The sequence below is a fragment of the Glutamicibacter sp. TV12E genome, assembly GCF_052441935.1.
Taxonomy (GTDB): Bacteria; Actinomycetota; Actinomycetes; order Actinomycetales; family Micrococcaceae; genus Glutamicibacter.
On the sequence record NZ_JBQVVF010000001.1, the window covers coordinates 3,534,880 to 3,548,820 of the forward strand.

General features: G+C 61.5%; 14 protein-coding genes and 4 tRNA genes. 4 read left to right on the plus strand and 14 right to left on the minus strand.

Annotated elements, in window-relative coordinates; genetic code table 11:
• Positions 1-24: 24 nt before the first annotated feature.
• From idi to ACT7DV_RS16790, 8 genes are read right to left on the minus strand one after another with little or no spacing between them, the layout of a single operon-like run.
• Positions 25-543 carry an isopentenyl-diphosphate Delta-isomerase gene (gene idi / locus ACT7DV_RS16755; protein WP_444664296.1) on the minus strand — a complete coding sequence of 173 codons (519 nt, stop codon included), beginning with the start codon at positions 541-543 and terminating at the stop codon, positions 25-27.
• 25 nt (positions 544-568) lie between these two features.
• The gene (locus ACT7DV_RS16760; RefSeq protein ID WP_444664298.1) at positions 569-1,432 is read right to left on the minus strand and encodes a prenyltransferase; all 864 of its coding nucleotides are present in this window, start codon (positions 1,430-1,432) and stop codon (positions 569-571) included.
• 2 nt (positions 1,433-1,434) lie between these two features.
• Positions 1,435-1,785, minus strand: coding sequence for a lycopene cyclase domain-containing protein (locus ACT7DV_RS16765; RefSeq protein ID WP_444664300.1), 351 nt, complete (start codon positions 1,783-1,785; stop codon positions 1,435-1,437).
• Positions 1,775-2,137 (minus strand): lycopene cyclase domain-containing protein, encoded by a 363-nt coding sequence (locus ACT7DV_RS16770; RefSeq protein WP_444664302.1) that lies wholly within the window; start codon positions 2,135-2,137, stop codon positions 1,775-1,777. The genes ACT7DV_RS16765 and ACT7DV_RS16770 overlap by 11 nt, the downstream gene beginning before the upstream one ends.
• Positions 2,134-3,726 carry a phytoene desaturase family protein gene (gene crtI, locus ACT7DV_RS16775; RefSeq protein WP_444664304.1) on the minus strand — a complete coding sequence of 531 codons (1,593 nt, stop codon included), beginning with the start codon at positions 3,724-3,726 and terminating at the stop codon, positions 2,134-2,136. Before crtI ends, ACT7DV_RS16770 begins: the two co-directional genes overlap by 4 nt.
• Positions 3,727-4,668: a phytoene/squalene synthase family protein gene (locus ACT7DV_RS16780; protein ID WP_444664306.1), complete on the minus strand. Its 942-nt coding sequence runs from the start codon at positions 4,666-4,668 to the stop codon at positions 3,727-3,729.
• Entirely contained in the window at positions 4,665-5,774 is a 1,110-nt protein-coding gene (locus tag ACT7DV_RS16785) for a polyprenyl synthetase family protein (protein WP_444664308.1), read from the minus strand. The genes ACT7DV_RS16780 and ACT7DV_RS16785 overlap by 4 nt, the downstream gene beginning before the upstream one ends.
• On the minus strand, positions 5,771-6,262 hold the full coding sequence (locus tag ACT7DV_RS16790) for a MarR family winged helix-turn-helix transcriptional regulator (RefSeq protein WP_444664310.1): 492 nt from the start codon (positions 6,260-6,262) through the stop codon (positions 5,771-5,773). Before ACT7DV_RS16790 ends, ACT7DV_RS16785 begins: the two co-directional genes overlap by 4 nt.
• A 115-nt stretch (positions 6,263-6,377) precedes the next feature.
• On the opposite strand from ACT7DV_RS16790, the gene ACT7DV_RS16795 reads away from it, so the two are divergent.
• Positions 6,378-7,217 (plus strand): tryptophan-rich sensory protein, encoded by an 840-nt coding sequence (locus ACT7DV_RS16795; RefSeq protein WP_444664312.1) that lies wholly within the window; start codon positions 6,378-6,380, stop codon positions 7,215-7,217.
• Positions 7,214-8,686: an SDR family oxidoreductase gene (locus ACT7DV_RS16800; RefSeq protein WP_444664314.1), complete on the plus strand. Its 1,473-nt coding sequence runs from the start codon at positions 7,214-7,216 to the stop codon at positions 8,684-8,686. Before ACT7DV_RS16795 ends, ACT7DV_RS16800 begins: the two co-directional genes overlap by 4 nt.
• Before the next feature lie 6 nt (positions 8,687-8,692).
• Here ACT7DV_RS16800 and ACT7DV_RS16805 read toward each other — a convergent pair whose 3' ends face one another.
• From ACT7DV_RS16805 to ACT7DV_RS16830, 6 genes are all read right to left on the minus strand, one after another.
• Positions 8,693-9,250 (minus strand): MarR family winged helix-turn-helix transcriptional regulator, encoded by a 558-nt coding sequence (locus ACT7DV_RS16805; RefSeq protein WP_444664316.1) that lies wholly within the window; start codon positions 9,248-9,250, stop codon positions 8,693-8,695.
• A 140-nt stretch (positions 9,251-9,390) separates the two neighbouring features.
• Positions 9,391-9,472: transfer RNA gene (locus tag ACT7DV_RS16810), tRNA-Leu, on the minus strand.
• Between the two features lie 91 nt (positions 9,473-9,563).
• Positions 9,564-10,055 carry a thioredoxin-dependent thiol peroxidase gene (gene bcp, locus ACT7DV_RS16815; protein ID WP_444664318.1) on the minus strand — a complete coding sequence of 164 codons (492 nt, stop codon included), beginning with the start codon at positions 10,053-10,055 and terminating at the stop codon, positions 9,564-9,566.
• A 65-nt stretch (positions 10,056-10,120) separates the two neighbouring features.
• Positions 10,121-10,193 (minus strand) — tRNA-Lys (locus tag ACT7DV_RS16820).
• Between the two features lie 435 nt (positions 10,194-10,628).
• Positions 10,629-10,704: transfer RNA gene (locus tag ACT7DV_RS16825), tRNA-Lys, on the minus strand.
• 46 nt (positions 10,705-10,750) lie between these two features.
• Positions 10,751-10,826, minus strand: a tRNA-Lys gene (locus tag ACT7DV_RS16830).
• 173 nt (positions 10,827-10,999) lie between these two features.
• Here ACT7DV_RS16830 and ACT7DV_RS16835 point away from each other — a divergent pair.
• Both ACT7DV_RS16835 and ACT7DV_RS16840 read left to right on the plus strand, forming a co-directional pair.
• Complete coding sequence (locus ACT7DV_RS16835; protein WP_444664320.1) at positions 11,000-11,932, plus strand: 2-hydroxyacid dehydrogenase; 933 nt, start codon at positions 11,000-11,002, stop codon at positions 11,930-11,932.
• A gap of 151 nt (positions 11,933-12,083) precedes the next feature.
• Positions 12,084-13,928: an ABC transporter substrate-binding protein gene (locus tag ACT7DV_RS16840; protein WP_444664322.1), complete on the plus strand. Its 1,845-nt coding sequence runs from the start codon at positions 12,084-12,086 to the stop codon at positions 13,926-13,928.
• Positions 13,929-13,941: the final 13 nt, after the last annotated feature.

The following is a 13,941-nucleotide window of genomic DNA, read 5'->3' on the forward strand; positions in this document are numbered from 1 at the left end:
CGCAGCCGGTCTGGCAGGGGACCGCTACCGGGTCCGATACTGGGTCATTTCGCCGGCTTGCATGACCAGCCATGGGCTGAAGGCCCAAGGAGCTGACTGGACTGCCACAGCAAATTCCGCGGGATCAACCCAGCGGTAATCCATGACTTCGGCCGGATTAGCCGCAATGCCTCCATCGATCACAGCGGTGAAGACCGGACAGATCTCGTTCTCAACGATGCCGGAGGCATCGACTGCGCGATAACGGAAGTCCGGCAGCGCCACCTGGATATCCCGGATCGCCATGCCAAGTTCTCCGGCAGCATGCCGGCGGATCGCGGTTTCCATCTGCTCTCCCGGCTGAGGGTGGCCGCAGAAGGAATTAGTCCATACCCCGGGCCATGTCGCTTTCGACAGCGCCCTGCGCGTCATCAGCACCTGCCCCAAGGAATTCCTGACGTGGCAGGAGAACGCCTGGTGCAAAGGCGTATCCCTGTTATGCACTGTTTCCTTGGGCATGGCGCCAATTGGCTGGCCATCATCGGAAAGCAGGATGACATCCATCAAATCCTCAACTTCTCTATGGTGGTTAGCGGGTGAATACAGCTGCGTAAATCAACAACATCGTCAGCAGGAAACCGCACAGGTAGTTGATCCACAGAAATCTCTTCCACGCACGGTTAACCGTACCGGACGTCGAATCCCGCACCCCAAGATGCGGAAGCACATTAAGAATGTAGGGAATGGCGAGCAACCCGGCCAATGAGCCGATTCCGCGAACTCCGAACAAGATCAACAGCCCAGCGAGCAAATACGCGCCTGCCACCAAGAAGATCGTTCTCCGTGCGCCGAACGCTACCGCGATCGAGCCAAGCATCGCTTCGCGATCGGGAAGGATGTCCTGGATGGCACCCAGTGCATGGCTGGCCATGCCCCAGAGAAGGAATGCAGTGAACACCAGCCATTGGGTGGCGTGCACCGGCGCACCCGCCAGCACCCAGCCGAAAAGCGCAGGCGACACAAAATGGACCGCGCTGGTGACGGAGTCCAGTCCAGCGCGTTCCTTGAAACGCAGGACCGGAACGCTGTAGGCAAGCAACGCAGCAACCGACCCAGCCAGCACCGCAGTGGAGATGCCGCTTCCGGCGAAGGCCAGGACTACCAGGAACGGCACGGCCGCTACCGCGCTCGCCAGCAAGATCATCCGATGGCTGCGGCGGGCCAGCAGCGCGCCTTCAATCCCGCCCTTTCTCGGGTTGCGCAAATCCGATTCATAGTCGAAGACGTCGTTGACCCCGTACATCACCAGGTTGTAGGGAAATAAGAAGAAGATGGTGCCAACGACAAATTTCCAATCCACCGATCCGCCTGCCAAGAGGTAGGCCGCGGCAAAGGGGTAGGCGGTGTTCACCCACGACACCGGCCGCGAGGTTGTGATGATTCCATGGAGCATAGTCAGGCCCTGTCGTTGGGAGGAATGGAATGGCCGCTGTCCTTGCGCCGTGAAGCCAGGGCCTCGAAAAGCCACCAGAGTCCGGGCCCCAGGAGCACAGCGCAGGCGGCGTAGGCGAAGTCCTCAATGGGCGCCAACCCGATGCGCAGACCGGAAAGCGTGTGCGTCCCATAGTCGAAGAGCCCCGCGAAGATCATCAGGTTGTCGAAGATCGCCGTGAGCAGCAGCATCAGCGCCATCGCCGCCAGGACCGGCAGCGCAATGTCGGCAGGCTTTTTCCGGCTGGCCTGGACGCCCAAGAGGAACACGCTGCCTGCGGCGGCGAGAAACCAGAAGCTCATCTCAAGAAACATGGCCGTCGCCCTCCCCCGGCTCTGAGCTTCCACGGTTTCGCCGAGCCAGGAACTGGTTCAGCGCCTGGGCCCCGGTCACCGCGATCATCGCGCAATAGCAAAGGAAGACCAGGAAAAAGAGTTCTTCCAAGGGGAATTGCTCGCCGACCATGATCCCGGTCATCAGCTTCGATGGCTTATGCAGGAAGATCCCCTGCCCGATGGCCAGGACATCCCAGAGCACAAAAAATCCCGTCCCCAACACCAGGACCATCAGCCCGCGCAGCGGGTGGCGGAAGACAAAGAGCTTCCATTTGGCATCCAATAGCGCCATGCACCCGAGCAGTCCGAGAAGAATACCCAGATAGATCATGCTCCCGCTTCCCTGCTGCTGTCGCTTCGGCGCTCGTGGGGCAAGGGTCCAGGGCCAGTGATGCCCAGTACTGCCTTGGCCGCCAGTTCGCCACTGATCAAGCACATCGGAACGCCAATCCCGGGGCGCACCGTGCTTCCGGCATAATGCAGCCCCTGCACCTTCTTGCTGTGGTTGCCTGGCCGGAGCATGGCGCTTTGGCCCAGCGTGTGTGCCAGGCCCAGCGCCCCTCCCCGATAGGCGCCGTATTGCTGTTCGAAATCTGCCGGCCCGATGCTCTGGCGCACCACGATCCGCTGGCGCAGATCCGAGATTCCCGCCCAGTCCGACAGCTGGTCTATGGCAGCGTCCGCGATCTGCTCGACCATGGCATCCCCGAGTCCATCCGGACCGCCTTGTCCCCATTCCGGCAAGGCCGGAGCAGGCACGAGAATGAACAGATTCTCGCAATCAGCAGGAGCGACGAAGGGGTCAGTGGCGCTGGGCTTGCAGACATAGATGCTGGTTTCCGGCTGCAGTTCGCGGCCCTGGCGGATGCGCGCGAAATTATCTTTCCAGTCTTTGCTGAAAAGCAGATTGTGATGCTCCAGTTCCGGCAATGTCCCCGTGACACCCAGGCAAACCAGAATGGCGCTCGGGCCCGGATCCTTGCGCGCAAAGCTCCTGGCCGTATGCGTCTGGAGGTGCCCTGGCAGCAGGCTGCCGTCGATATGGCGCGCATCGGCTGCCCCGATCACCGCCTGCGCCTCGGTGCGTTGCCGCTGCCCTGTGGCATCGGTCCAGTGAACCGCCGCCACCCGCGGCCTCTTTCCCGTGGTGGTTTCGATCGCAGTGGCGGTTGCTCCGACCCTGATGCTGGCTCCATGCTGGGTTGCAACCGCCGCCATGGCATCGGCGACCGCCGCGAAGCCGCCCATCGGGTACTTGACGCCATCTGCCAGGTCCAGGTGGCTCATCAGCTGATAGAGCGCAGGGGTGCGTTCCGGGCTGGAGCCCAGGAATACAGCAGGATAGCCGAGCAGCTGGCGGATTTCGTTGCTCTGGAAGCGCCGGGCGAGATAGCTCTCCAGGCTGGATCCGAGCAATGCGGCCAGCTGCGGGAGCAGGCGCAGCAGCTGTGGATCCATCAGCGTCCGGGGAGAGCTGAAATCATCATAGAGGAAGTGCTCCAGGGCCAGTTCATAGCCATTTCGAGCGGTGCGCAAATACTCCTCAAGCGCCGGGGTGCTTCCCGGTTCCAGGGATTCGAAGAGCGCGCGGACGTCCGGCCCGGTGCCCACGTCCACCGGAGCCTGGCGTCCCTGGAAGAACGTGCGGTATCCGGTTTCCAGTTCGCGCACCTCCAGCTGCGCGCTGACGCTGGTTCCCATGAGCTCGAACCAGTGCTCGAAGACCTCCGGCATCAGATACCAGGAGGGCCCGGTATCGAAGCGGAAGCCGGCGCGCTCTATGCGTCCGGACCGGCCTCCCACGCTTGGGTGCTGTTCGAGCAAGGTGACATTGCACCCTCGCGCGGCCAGCAGGCCGGCGCTGGCCAAGCCCGAGAATCCCCCTCCGATGACTACAACGTCCCGAACTTCGCTGGCCATCTAGTGCCGTCCTTCCATGATGTGGCTGGTTTGCGTCTTTCCCTGCCTGGCCAGCAGCACCCGCACGGCGATCATGGCCTTGCGCCCGGGGGAAACCGAGATCCTGGTGCGGAGCAGCGCCTCGGCCGGAGCGTTGGCCAGCTGCCGGTTCAATTCCTGGAACAGCTCGTGGGCCAGACGCACCGCGCGCGCTGCGGCCGGCGCCAGCAGCGCAAGCCCGGCACGCGCCTTCGCAAGGTCCTGCTCGATCTGCTCCACCAGGCGCTGCTTGTCCTGCTCATCAAAGGCTTCGGGGTCGATGCCGGGGAAATAGGCGCGTCCCAGTTCCTGACTGTCCTGCATCAAGTCGCGCAGGAAATTGACCTTCTGGAAGGCCGCGCCCAGGCTGCGAGCCGCCAGTTTCGCCTGGTCTTCTTGTTCCGCGCCCAGCGGCATAGCGCCGGGCATGGCCATGAACACCTGGAGGCACATCAGCCCGATGACCTCGGCGGAGCCGTAGATATAGTCTTCGAGGCTGCGCGCATCGTGTTCCCCGGTGGTCAGATCCGCTCGCATCGAGGCGAAGAACGGGGAGGTCAGCTCCTGCCCGATGCCGGTGGAGCGAGCGGTGAGCGCAAAGGCGTGCACCACCAGATTGGTGCTGTAGCCGCGTTCCATGGCGCGCTCGGTTTCCGCTTCCAGGTCATCGAGGCACGCGGCGATGGCACGCGGCTCGAGTCCGGCCTGGAGGGCCACCCCGTCGACGATTTCATCGGCGAGGCGCACCAGGGCGTAGATATTGGCGATGTGGGTCGCGCTGGATGCATCGAGCAACCGGCAGGCCAGCGAGAAAGAGGTGGAGTACTGGCGGAGCAGCACCTTCGAGCTGCGTTGCGCGGTGCGCGAATACAGGTGCAGTGCCGGGGTGCGGGGGTCGAGCTCGCGCGGTTCCATGGCGTTCATCGGCTTCGCTCCAGGATGAGGTGGCTGCAGGTGCGCAGCAGCTGCTGGGCACCCTCGGGCAAGTCGCGGAAGGCCGCCGATCCGGTGGCGCGGCTGCACAGCGCTTCGGCCAGCTGCCGGGCGAATTGCTCCGTCCGCTGGTTGGCCAGCTCCTCGCGGATTTGTCTGGCGGGCACGTGGCCGGAGCGGAAGCTTTTGAGCATCCGGGCGAATTCGGGCTGTTCGGCTGCCAGGGCCAGCAGGATTGTGCTCTTGAATTCGCGCAGGTCGGACTCGACGGATTTGCCGGTGCGCGACGGGTCCCCGAAGGTCCCGAGCACATCGTCGATGACCTGGTACGCCACCCCGAGCTGGCAGCCGACGGTGCCGATGTTTTCGGCCTGGCCCATGGATGCACCGGCCAAGAGCGCCCCGGCTTGCAGCGGCAACTGGAAGGAGTAGGAGGCGGTTTTCAGCTGCTCCATGCGCAGCACCTGGCTGGTGGTCGCCGGGGCCGAGCCCAGGGAGTAGAGCAGGTCTTCCAGCTCTCCTGCCCCGGCCTGCTCGATTGCCTGGAAGAACGCCTGCTCCACGACGGACTCGCTGTCGGTGCCGGCGGCGGCGCGGGCGGCGAGCTTGATCGCCTCGCTGATCAGCAGGTCTCCGGCGATAATCCCCACCGAATTCCCGGCATGCTCTGCATCGGCCTGGCTGCGCCCGCCGGCCAGGGCCTGATCGCGGTAGAGCGCCGAGATGGTGGCTTCTCCGCGGCGCACGAAGTCCTTGTCCACCACGTCATCGTGGATCAGCAGCGCGCTGTGCAGCAGCTCGAAGGCGCAGGCCAAGTCGATGGCGCGGGGCTCATTGCGGCCCGAGAAGGCGCGGTAGCCGAGCATCACCAGGGCCGGGCGCATCAGCTTGCCGGTAGACAGGCGGCCGGTGATCTGCGACCACAGCACAGCGCCCTGGCTGGAATAGGCTGCAGTGCGCTGCTGCGCTTGCGAGCCGATCTGCGAAAGCCGCTGGCTGATGGCTGCTTGGGTGGCGTCGTCGATGAATCCGTTCTCGCCGGCTATCGTGCGCGGGCCGGCCGGCGGGGATTGATCGGTGCTGGCGTGCGTTGTCATAGTTCACTGCTCCGGGAATCTGGTGGGGTGGAATGATCGGCTGGCCCAGTGCCGGCGGCCTGCAGCGTCAGGAGAATTTCGTCCAGCAGTGCGCGCAGCGCCTGGAGGGCGGGTTCATCGAGCTGGGCGCAGAACCAGTGCAGGCTGCGCAGCATCGCCAGCGCGGCGCCGGTGGCCTCGGGAAAGTCGCTGCCGGGATGGACCACGGTGCGCCGCCGATCCGTCGCGTGTTGCTGGCGCTGGATCACATGGCGCGCTTCGAGCCGATCCAGCACGGCGGTGATGCCGGCCGAGGAAACACCCAGCTCCTTGGCCAGCTCGCCGGGGCTGGGCGTGCTCGAGCAGCGGATGAGGTTCAGGGTCCTCAGATCCGTGTCGTTCAGATTGAGGCTGGCGCGCAATTGGACCTCGCAGAGCGCATGGGCCCGCTGAAGTCCCAGCAGAGAGCGCAAAAGTTCCGAGCTGCGGAATGGAGGTGCACTTGCCATGATCATTTATCTCGCTAGGTTGATATTTAGCTTTTCTAGATACATCATGGTTTAACTATATAGTTTTGTCGAGCCGGATTCGCAAAAAAGATTCCACGACCCCAGGAGCAGCCCCATGAGCCGATCACACGAACCCGCACTGCGGCGGGGCGCAAGCCCCGCTGCTCATACGAAATGGACCTGTCCGCTGGTCACGGCAATTTCGCTGGCCACGGCCATCGCCGTATCCTTCGTCGGCAGCGGCGCGCTGGGCGGCACCCCTGTACAGCAAGTGGCCGGGGGCTATCTCAGCGCTGACGCAACCCTGCTGGCGCCTGCGGGACCCGCCTTTTCGATTTGGAGCGTGATCTACACCGGATTGGCGGTCTACGGCGTTTTCCAGCTCACGCCCTCGGGCCGGCACTCAGCCTGGGCAGCGTCCCTGCGCGGGCCGGCGATGCTCTCGGCATTGCTCAATGCGGCCTGGATCAGCGTGGTGCAGCTTGGCTGGCTGGGATTCAGCGTTGCCATTATTTTCACCCTCGTCGCCGTGCTGGCGTGGATGATGGCAATCATGCTTGCCGGTACGCCATCCTCGCGCCGTGAGTACTGGATCATGTGGCTGACCTTCGGCCTCTATCTGGGATGGGTGGCCGTGGCCAGCATCGCCAATACCGCGGCATGGCTCTTGTCGCTGGGCTTCGGCAGCCATGCCGCATGGGCCCCCGGGCTGGCCGTCGCGCTCCTGGCTGTTGCCGCCCTCATCGCACTGGCCATCAGCTTCTACGCGCGCAACCTCTTTGCCCCAGTGGCCATCGGCTGGGGCCTAACGTGGATCGGCGTCGGCCGCCTGAACGGCGCCAACGAGTCGACTTTGGTTGGCTTCGCGGCGCTTGGCTGCGCGGCAGCCGCTTTGGCGGGAGCCTGCGCGATCGCCTGGCATGGCAAATCGGGTGGCAGCGGGGGCCCGCGATGAGCATGATCGCCGTCACGGGTGCCACCGGCTACATCGGGGGCCGGCTGGTCCCGCGGCTGCTGAGCCAGGGGCACCAGGTCAAGGTCTTTACCCGCGATGCCCAGCGTCTGCGCGACGTTCCCTGGCATGCCGAAGTGGAAATCATCGAGGGAGACCTGGCGGATCTCGAGGCCGTGTCCCGGCTCTGCTACGGAGCCGAGGTGGTCTACTATCTGGTGCACTCCATGTCCGGAAGCCGCAATTTCGCCGACCTGGAGAAGAACTGCGCGTCCGTCATGGCACGAGCCGCACTGCAGCAGGGTGTTGGCCAGGTGGTCTACCTCTCCGGGCTGCACCCCTCGGGCAAGCTCAGCGAGCATCTGGAATCGCGCGTTGCGGTGGGCGAGATCCTGTCCGCTTCGGTGAACACGCTGATCTTGCAGGCGGGACTGGTGATCGGGTCGGGATCCGCCAGCTTCGAGATGATCCGGCACCTGAGCGATGTGCTGCCGGTGATGCCGGCACCGCGCTGGGTGCGCAACCAGGTCCAGCCCATAGCCATTCGCGATGCCCTGCACTACCTCGTGGCCGCGGCGCAGCTTCAGGAGCCAGTCAATGGCACCTATGACATCGGCGGCCCGCAAGCCCACAGCTATGCCCAGCTGATGCAGATCTACGCCCGCGTGGCAGGGCTGCGCGAACCTGCGGTCTGGGCGCTTCCGCTGCTGACCCCGCGGCTGGCCTCGCATTGGGTCAATCTGGTCACGCCACTGCCCCGCACCCTGGCCTCGGCGCTGGTCGCGTCCTTGCAGCACGACTGCGTGATGCAATCGCGAAAAATTGATGATCTGATCCCGCCACCTGCGCAAGGCCTCTGCGACTACCCCAGATCGGTGCACCTGGCCTTGGAGAAGATCCATGCGGACGCGGTGGAAACCACCTGGGCGACAGCCCATCCGATCTCGGCTCCGGCCGAGCCCTTGCCCTCGGATCCGCAATGGGCCGGGCGCAAAAGCTATACCGATACGCGCAGGATCAGCACGGCAGCCACCCCGCAGGCGCTATTCGAGGTGGTGCAGCGGCTCGGCGGCGATTCGCCATACTTCGCATTCCCGACGCTCTGGAGGTTGCGCGGCCTGATGGACAAGCTGGCCGGTGGCGTGGGCTCACGCCGCGGCCGCCGCTCGAACAGCACCCTGGCTCTGGGCGATGTGGTGGACTGGTGGCGCGTCGAGGCGCTGGAGAAGGACCGGTTGCTGCGCTTGCGAGCGGAAATGCGCGTGCCAGGACAGGCCTGGCTTGAATACTCCATTGGCCAGCAAGCCAACGGGAATTCGGAGCTCATCCAGCGGGCGTTCTTTTTTCCCCGCGGCCTCTGGGGACGCTGCTACTGGTGGGCGGTCTACCCGTTTCACGGGATCATCTTCCCGGCGACCATCGCCAACATCGCGAAGGACGCAGAACAAGCACGGCGCGATCCCCGGCCCTAGCGGTGGCTAGGATTCGGGGGGGCTTGACTTCTCCAGGCTCAATTCCAGGGCATCGGAAGTCTGCGCCAAGAAACGGATCACTACCTCGCGCTCTTCGGGAGTCAGGGAATTGGCCACCTCGAAGCGCTTGGCATGGTGCCGCCCCATTTGCTCGCGGGCGGCCAAATGCGTCTGTTCGGTGACCTCAATGCACTGGGAACGCCGGTCCGTCGGATGCTGGCTGCGCCGAACATGCCCGTTGGATTCAAGTCGGTCGATCATTTTCGTCACGGATGCGCTGGAGATCCCGAGATATGCGCGCAAATCGCTGGGGGTGGTCACCCGGCCCGCGTTCTTTGCGGCGATCAATTGCCGAAGCGCGCGCATGTCGGTCTCGTTCAACCGCATATAGCGCTGCGAGCTGCGCATGATCTTGCGCTCAACCTGGCGCATGCGGCCCATCTCGGCCATGATCCGCTCGATCTGCGCCAGATCCTCAGGGGCAATGCCCCGCCGGTCAATCAGCACCTGCTCTGGATCCGATTCAACAAGCCCATAGGTTGTGGGCAACCGCTCCACTGCCATATCGTCCTCCCCTATGCCATTGCCCGGTCCTCAGGCAGCATCATTCGCTGTCCATGTTCCTTGATACTACGCTTGACTGGCACGCCATGAGGCATGCAAAAACCCTGCGGTCCAATTGCTTGGACCGCAGGGTTATCAGGTGCGAGTAGAGAGACTTGAACTCTCACGTCCGAAGACACTGGAACCTAAATCCAGCGCGTCTACCAATTCCGCCATACTCGCTGGCGCTACGCCAAGAACCACGATCCTTGAAGGCGACCTCATTTAGTGTAACGGAAGTTTTGCCCGATATGAAATCGGGCACCACCACTACCTACTTTGGATCAATCCCCAAGTCACGGCGCAGCTTTGCGACGTGTCCGGTGGCGCGAACGTTGTACTGGGCCAGGGTTACCGCACCCTGTTCATCCAGGACGATCGTCGAACGAATGAGCCCTTCGTAAACGCGGCCATAGTTCTTCTTTTCGCCCCAGGCGCCATAGGCTTCAGCCACTGCGTGTTCCTCATCTGAGAGCAGCGGGAAGTTCAGCTCTTCCTTGGCGACGAACTTTTCGAGCTTGGAGACCTTGTCTGGCGAGATTCCCAGAACTTGATACCCCAACGCCTTCAGCGACTCCAGCGAGTCCCGGAAATCGCAGGCCTGCTTGGTGCAGCCAGGCGTTGATGCGGCAGGGTAGAAGTAGATGATGGTCTTCTGGCCACGGTAATCGGCCAGTGCCACGGCGTTGCCAGCAGCATCACTCAAAGTGAAGTCAGGGGCCAAGTCGCCTACAGCCAGGCGTGCGGTTGCTTCGGAAGTACTCATAGCTGAACCTCTTCTCATCGCGGTATACAAAAAATCCGATCTGAAGAATCAGATCGGATCAACTGTGCGCCCCCCGGGACTTGAACCCGGAACCTAATGATTAAGAGTCATTTGCTCTGCCAATTGAGCTAGAGGCGCATATCGCTCTGACTAGTTCATTTTCACAACCCGTCTTTGCAACGTAGATAATCATAGACAGAAACAGCTTAAAATCAAAAATCGGCACCCGGCTGGTCGGTTATCGTGAAACCTCAGGTCAAAGACACTTTTTGGAACACAGGCGTGGATATTAGTAATCCAAGACACAAATAATTTTTCCGTGGGCCAACAGGCTGCGGAGAATGCCCTGAAGCCGGAGCGCCAACCAGGATTATTCGCAAGCCTTGCGCCCGTTGAACGATTAGCGGATAGCGCGCCACGTCGACGCAGCCACTGCATTGAATTGGATGCCACGGATTCCCTAATTCTCCCTAGCGCCAACCCAAGGGCAGCGGGCATGGGAGAAGTTCACTTCAAAAAAGCAAACAAGGTCCGAACCGCTGCCATGCGTGGCAACTATTCGAACCTTGATTTTGGTGCGCCCCCCGGGACTTGAACCCGGAACCTAATGATTAAGAGTCATTTGCTCTGCCAATTGAGCTAGAGGCGCTTATTTATTTTTTGAACACATTCATCGGCTTAACCAAGAAATATGTTGGTGCGCCCCCCGGGACTTGAACCCGGAACCTAATGATTAAGAGTCATTTGCTCTGCCAATTGAGCTAGAGGCGCCCGCTGCGATGTTCTAGAAGCTTTTTGGGCCCCGCGCTTTCGCAACGAGATAAAACTTTACCAGCTTTATTCCCCAGCGCAAATTCAATGGGCTCTGCTGAACGGTGACCTTCATTACAGGATATGACTAGGGGTTACTTCTCAAGTCTTGGCGGCATTTGTAGAGTGAATCCATGAGCGCGCAGAGAACCATTTCTTTCCCGAGCCAAGAACTCATCGATGCCGTCGGTTCGTTGCCCGAAAACCTCAAACCCGTGCTTTGGGACCTCCAGACCGACCCGCAGGTGCCATTCGAAGACATTGAGATCGCGGTGATGCCTTATATGGCGCCCCCCGCGGCCTTGAGCAATGTCCGCAAAGCGCCGAATCTGAAAATCGTGCAGACGCAGACCACTGGATTTGACGGCATGGTGGAACTCATCGGCGATCGAGCAGATATCAACACCGCGGCAGGTGTCCACGCGGCATCAACAGCAGAGATGGCTATTGGCTTGGCGATCGCCTCGCTGCGCGGATTCCCGCAGGCCGCCCGCGATCAGCGCGACGCGCGCTGGAATCCGCAGCAGTGGCCAGGACTGGCCGATCGGACCGTGGGCCTTGTTGGCGTCGGGGGTATCGGCGAGGAGATCCGCAGGCGGCTGGAACCTTTTGAGGTCAATCTGCTGCGCTTTGGCTACAGGGCTCGCACAGATGAACATGGCGAGATACTCGCCGCCAGCGACCTTGCTGCCCATGCGCCAAAGATCGAGGTGCTGATCCTGATCGTTCCGTTGAACGATTCCACCCGTCATTTGGTGGATGCACAGCTTCTGGCACAGCTCCCCGATGGCGCCACCATTGTCAACGTCGCGCGTGGCCCGGTGGTCGACACCCAGGCACTTGTGGCTGAAGTCGCGTCCGGACGCCTCTATGTCGCCTCCGATGTTTTCGACCCAGAGCCATTGCCCGAGGAGCATCCGCTGTGGAAATGCCCCAACGCGATGATTATTCCGCACAATGGCGGTAATACGGCGGCTTTCTTCCCCCGCATGGTCAAGCTGCTGCAACGCCAGTTGGCCGCATGGTCGGCCGGTGAGCCCGGCGAGAATCAAGTGCACCGCAGCTAACGATTCGGCGACAGTTCCAGGCCCCGGGAGTTTCAGCCCCCGGGGCCAAAGCTTTGGTGCGCTATCTTTGATAAATACCAATACATCACCACCAGTTCTGGTGGTGCGTGGAATTGCCAACTGCTTGCTAAAAGGAAGATGAGCCATCCCAGTGCCCGATTTGCCACTAAGTTTCGTATCTCGACGCGCGGTGCTGACCGGTACATTAGCGACAACCGCGCTGGCATTAACTGCTTGCACTGGAAACCCAGAGAGCACGGCCTCAAGCACCGCTACGTCTAGCGCGTCCGCCAAGCCGGCTCCTCGCACCCTGCGATTGGCAGCAGCTGCTCCCCCCATCAAGCTCGATCCGGCCATTGTGGCGGACAACGAATCCTTCCGCATCACCCGCCAGGTCTATGAAACGCTGATCGATATTGATCCGGATACCGGCGGAGCTGTCGCTGGATTGGCCGAATCCTGGACCGAAAGCAATGACGGCCTGAGCTACACCTTCACCTTGCGTCAAGGCGTGCGTTTTCATGACGGCACCGAACTCAATGCCGATGCGGTGGTTGCGAACTTCAAGCGGTGGGAATCGCTCCCAGCATCACTGAGCAAGCAGTCAACACAGGGTTTCTTCGGCGTATTCCACTACGACAACAACATTCCCACGCTGCCCAAGGCCAAGGATCTTGAAATCCCGGCCAAGGAGAAAGAGAACGCCACACCTGAAGAACTCGCCGTGGAGCAGCAGCGCCTCCAGGAACTGGCTGACCTGCAGAAGCAATTCACCACGGATCTTTTCAAAGGCAAATCCGATGGTGGTTCTGCAAGCCACTTCAGATCTATCAAGGCAACAGATACGTATGTCGTCACCCTAAACTTGCGGCGCCGGCTGCCGGGCCTGATTGAAGCCCTGACGCTTCCGGGCTTGGCGATTGCCGCTCCGAGCGCTCTTACCGGAGGACCCAAGGACAACCCTGCAGAATCGTTGTCTGCCAAGCCCATGGGCACCGGTCCCTATAAATTCGTTTCCCTCGAAAAAGACGTTGTCCGGCTGGAGATTTTTGCCGATTATTGGAATCAGGCACGCTTGACCGACAACAAGCAGCATCCTGAAGTCGTTCTCCTCTCTTCGATTCCCTCTCCCTACAATCGAGAAGGCGCCCTGCTGGCCGATGAGATCGACGGTTTTGACATGGTTTCGGTGGACACCATGCGCACCCTGGTGAGAAGCGCCAAGGTCGTCGTGCAGCGCGATCCTTTTTCCGTGCTGTATCTCGGGATGGACCAGCGCAACCATTGGCTGGCCAAGCCAGAATTCCGCCATGCAATAGCCCACGCAGTGAACCGAAGCTCACTGGCCGACAAGTTGTTCATCCAGGGCTCCAAATATGCGGCGACCATCCTGCCTCCAGCACTGAGCATTCCGAACCCGGAGGACACCGCAACTCATGATGTGGCCTTGGCCAAGGGGCTGCTGGCCGGGATCGGCTACAAGGGCGAGGAAATCGAGTTCGCCTATCCGCTGCGGGTCTCGCGCAACTACTTGCCGCTGCCTGAACGCACCTTCGCGCAGATCGCTGAAGATCTTGCCCAGGTGGGCATCCGGATCAAGCCCCGTCCTATCGCCTGGACCGACGGCTATGCCAAAACGGTTCTGTCAAGCGAGTTCAACGGGCTGCACCTGCTCGGATTTTCTGGCGGCTACCGGTCAGCCGACGACTTCCTTTCGGGCATCTTGGCCAATAAGGGCAATGAGTTCGGATACAAGTCCACGTTACTTGACTCACAAATCATGCTCGCTCGATCAATCCCGTCGGGCGAAGAACGCACCGCAGCCTACGCGAGCATCTTGAAAACGCTGGACGAGGACCTCCCCCTGCTGCCGCTGGTATTTCCAATCTCTGCGCTGGCATTTAACGGAAATGTCACCTTCTATCCGCCATCTCCGATGCTCAACGAATGCTTCGCCGACGTCCAGATGACGAATTCTCCGTCCGTCTCAAGTTAATGACCGTTAACCC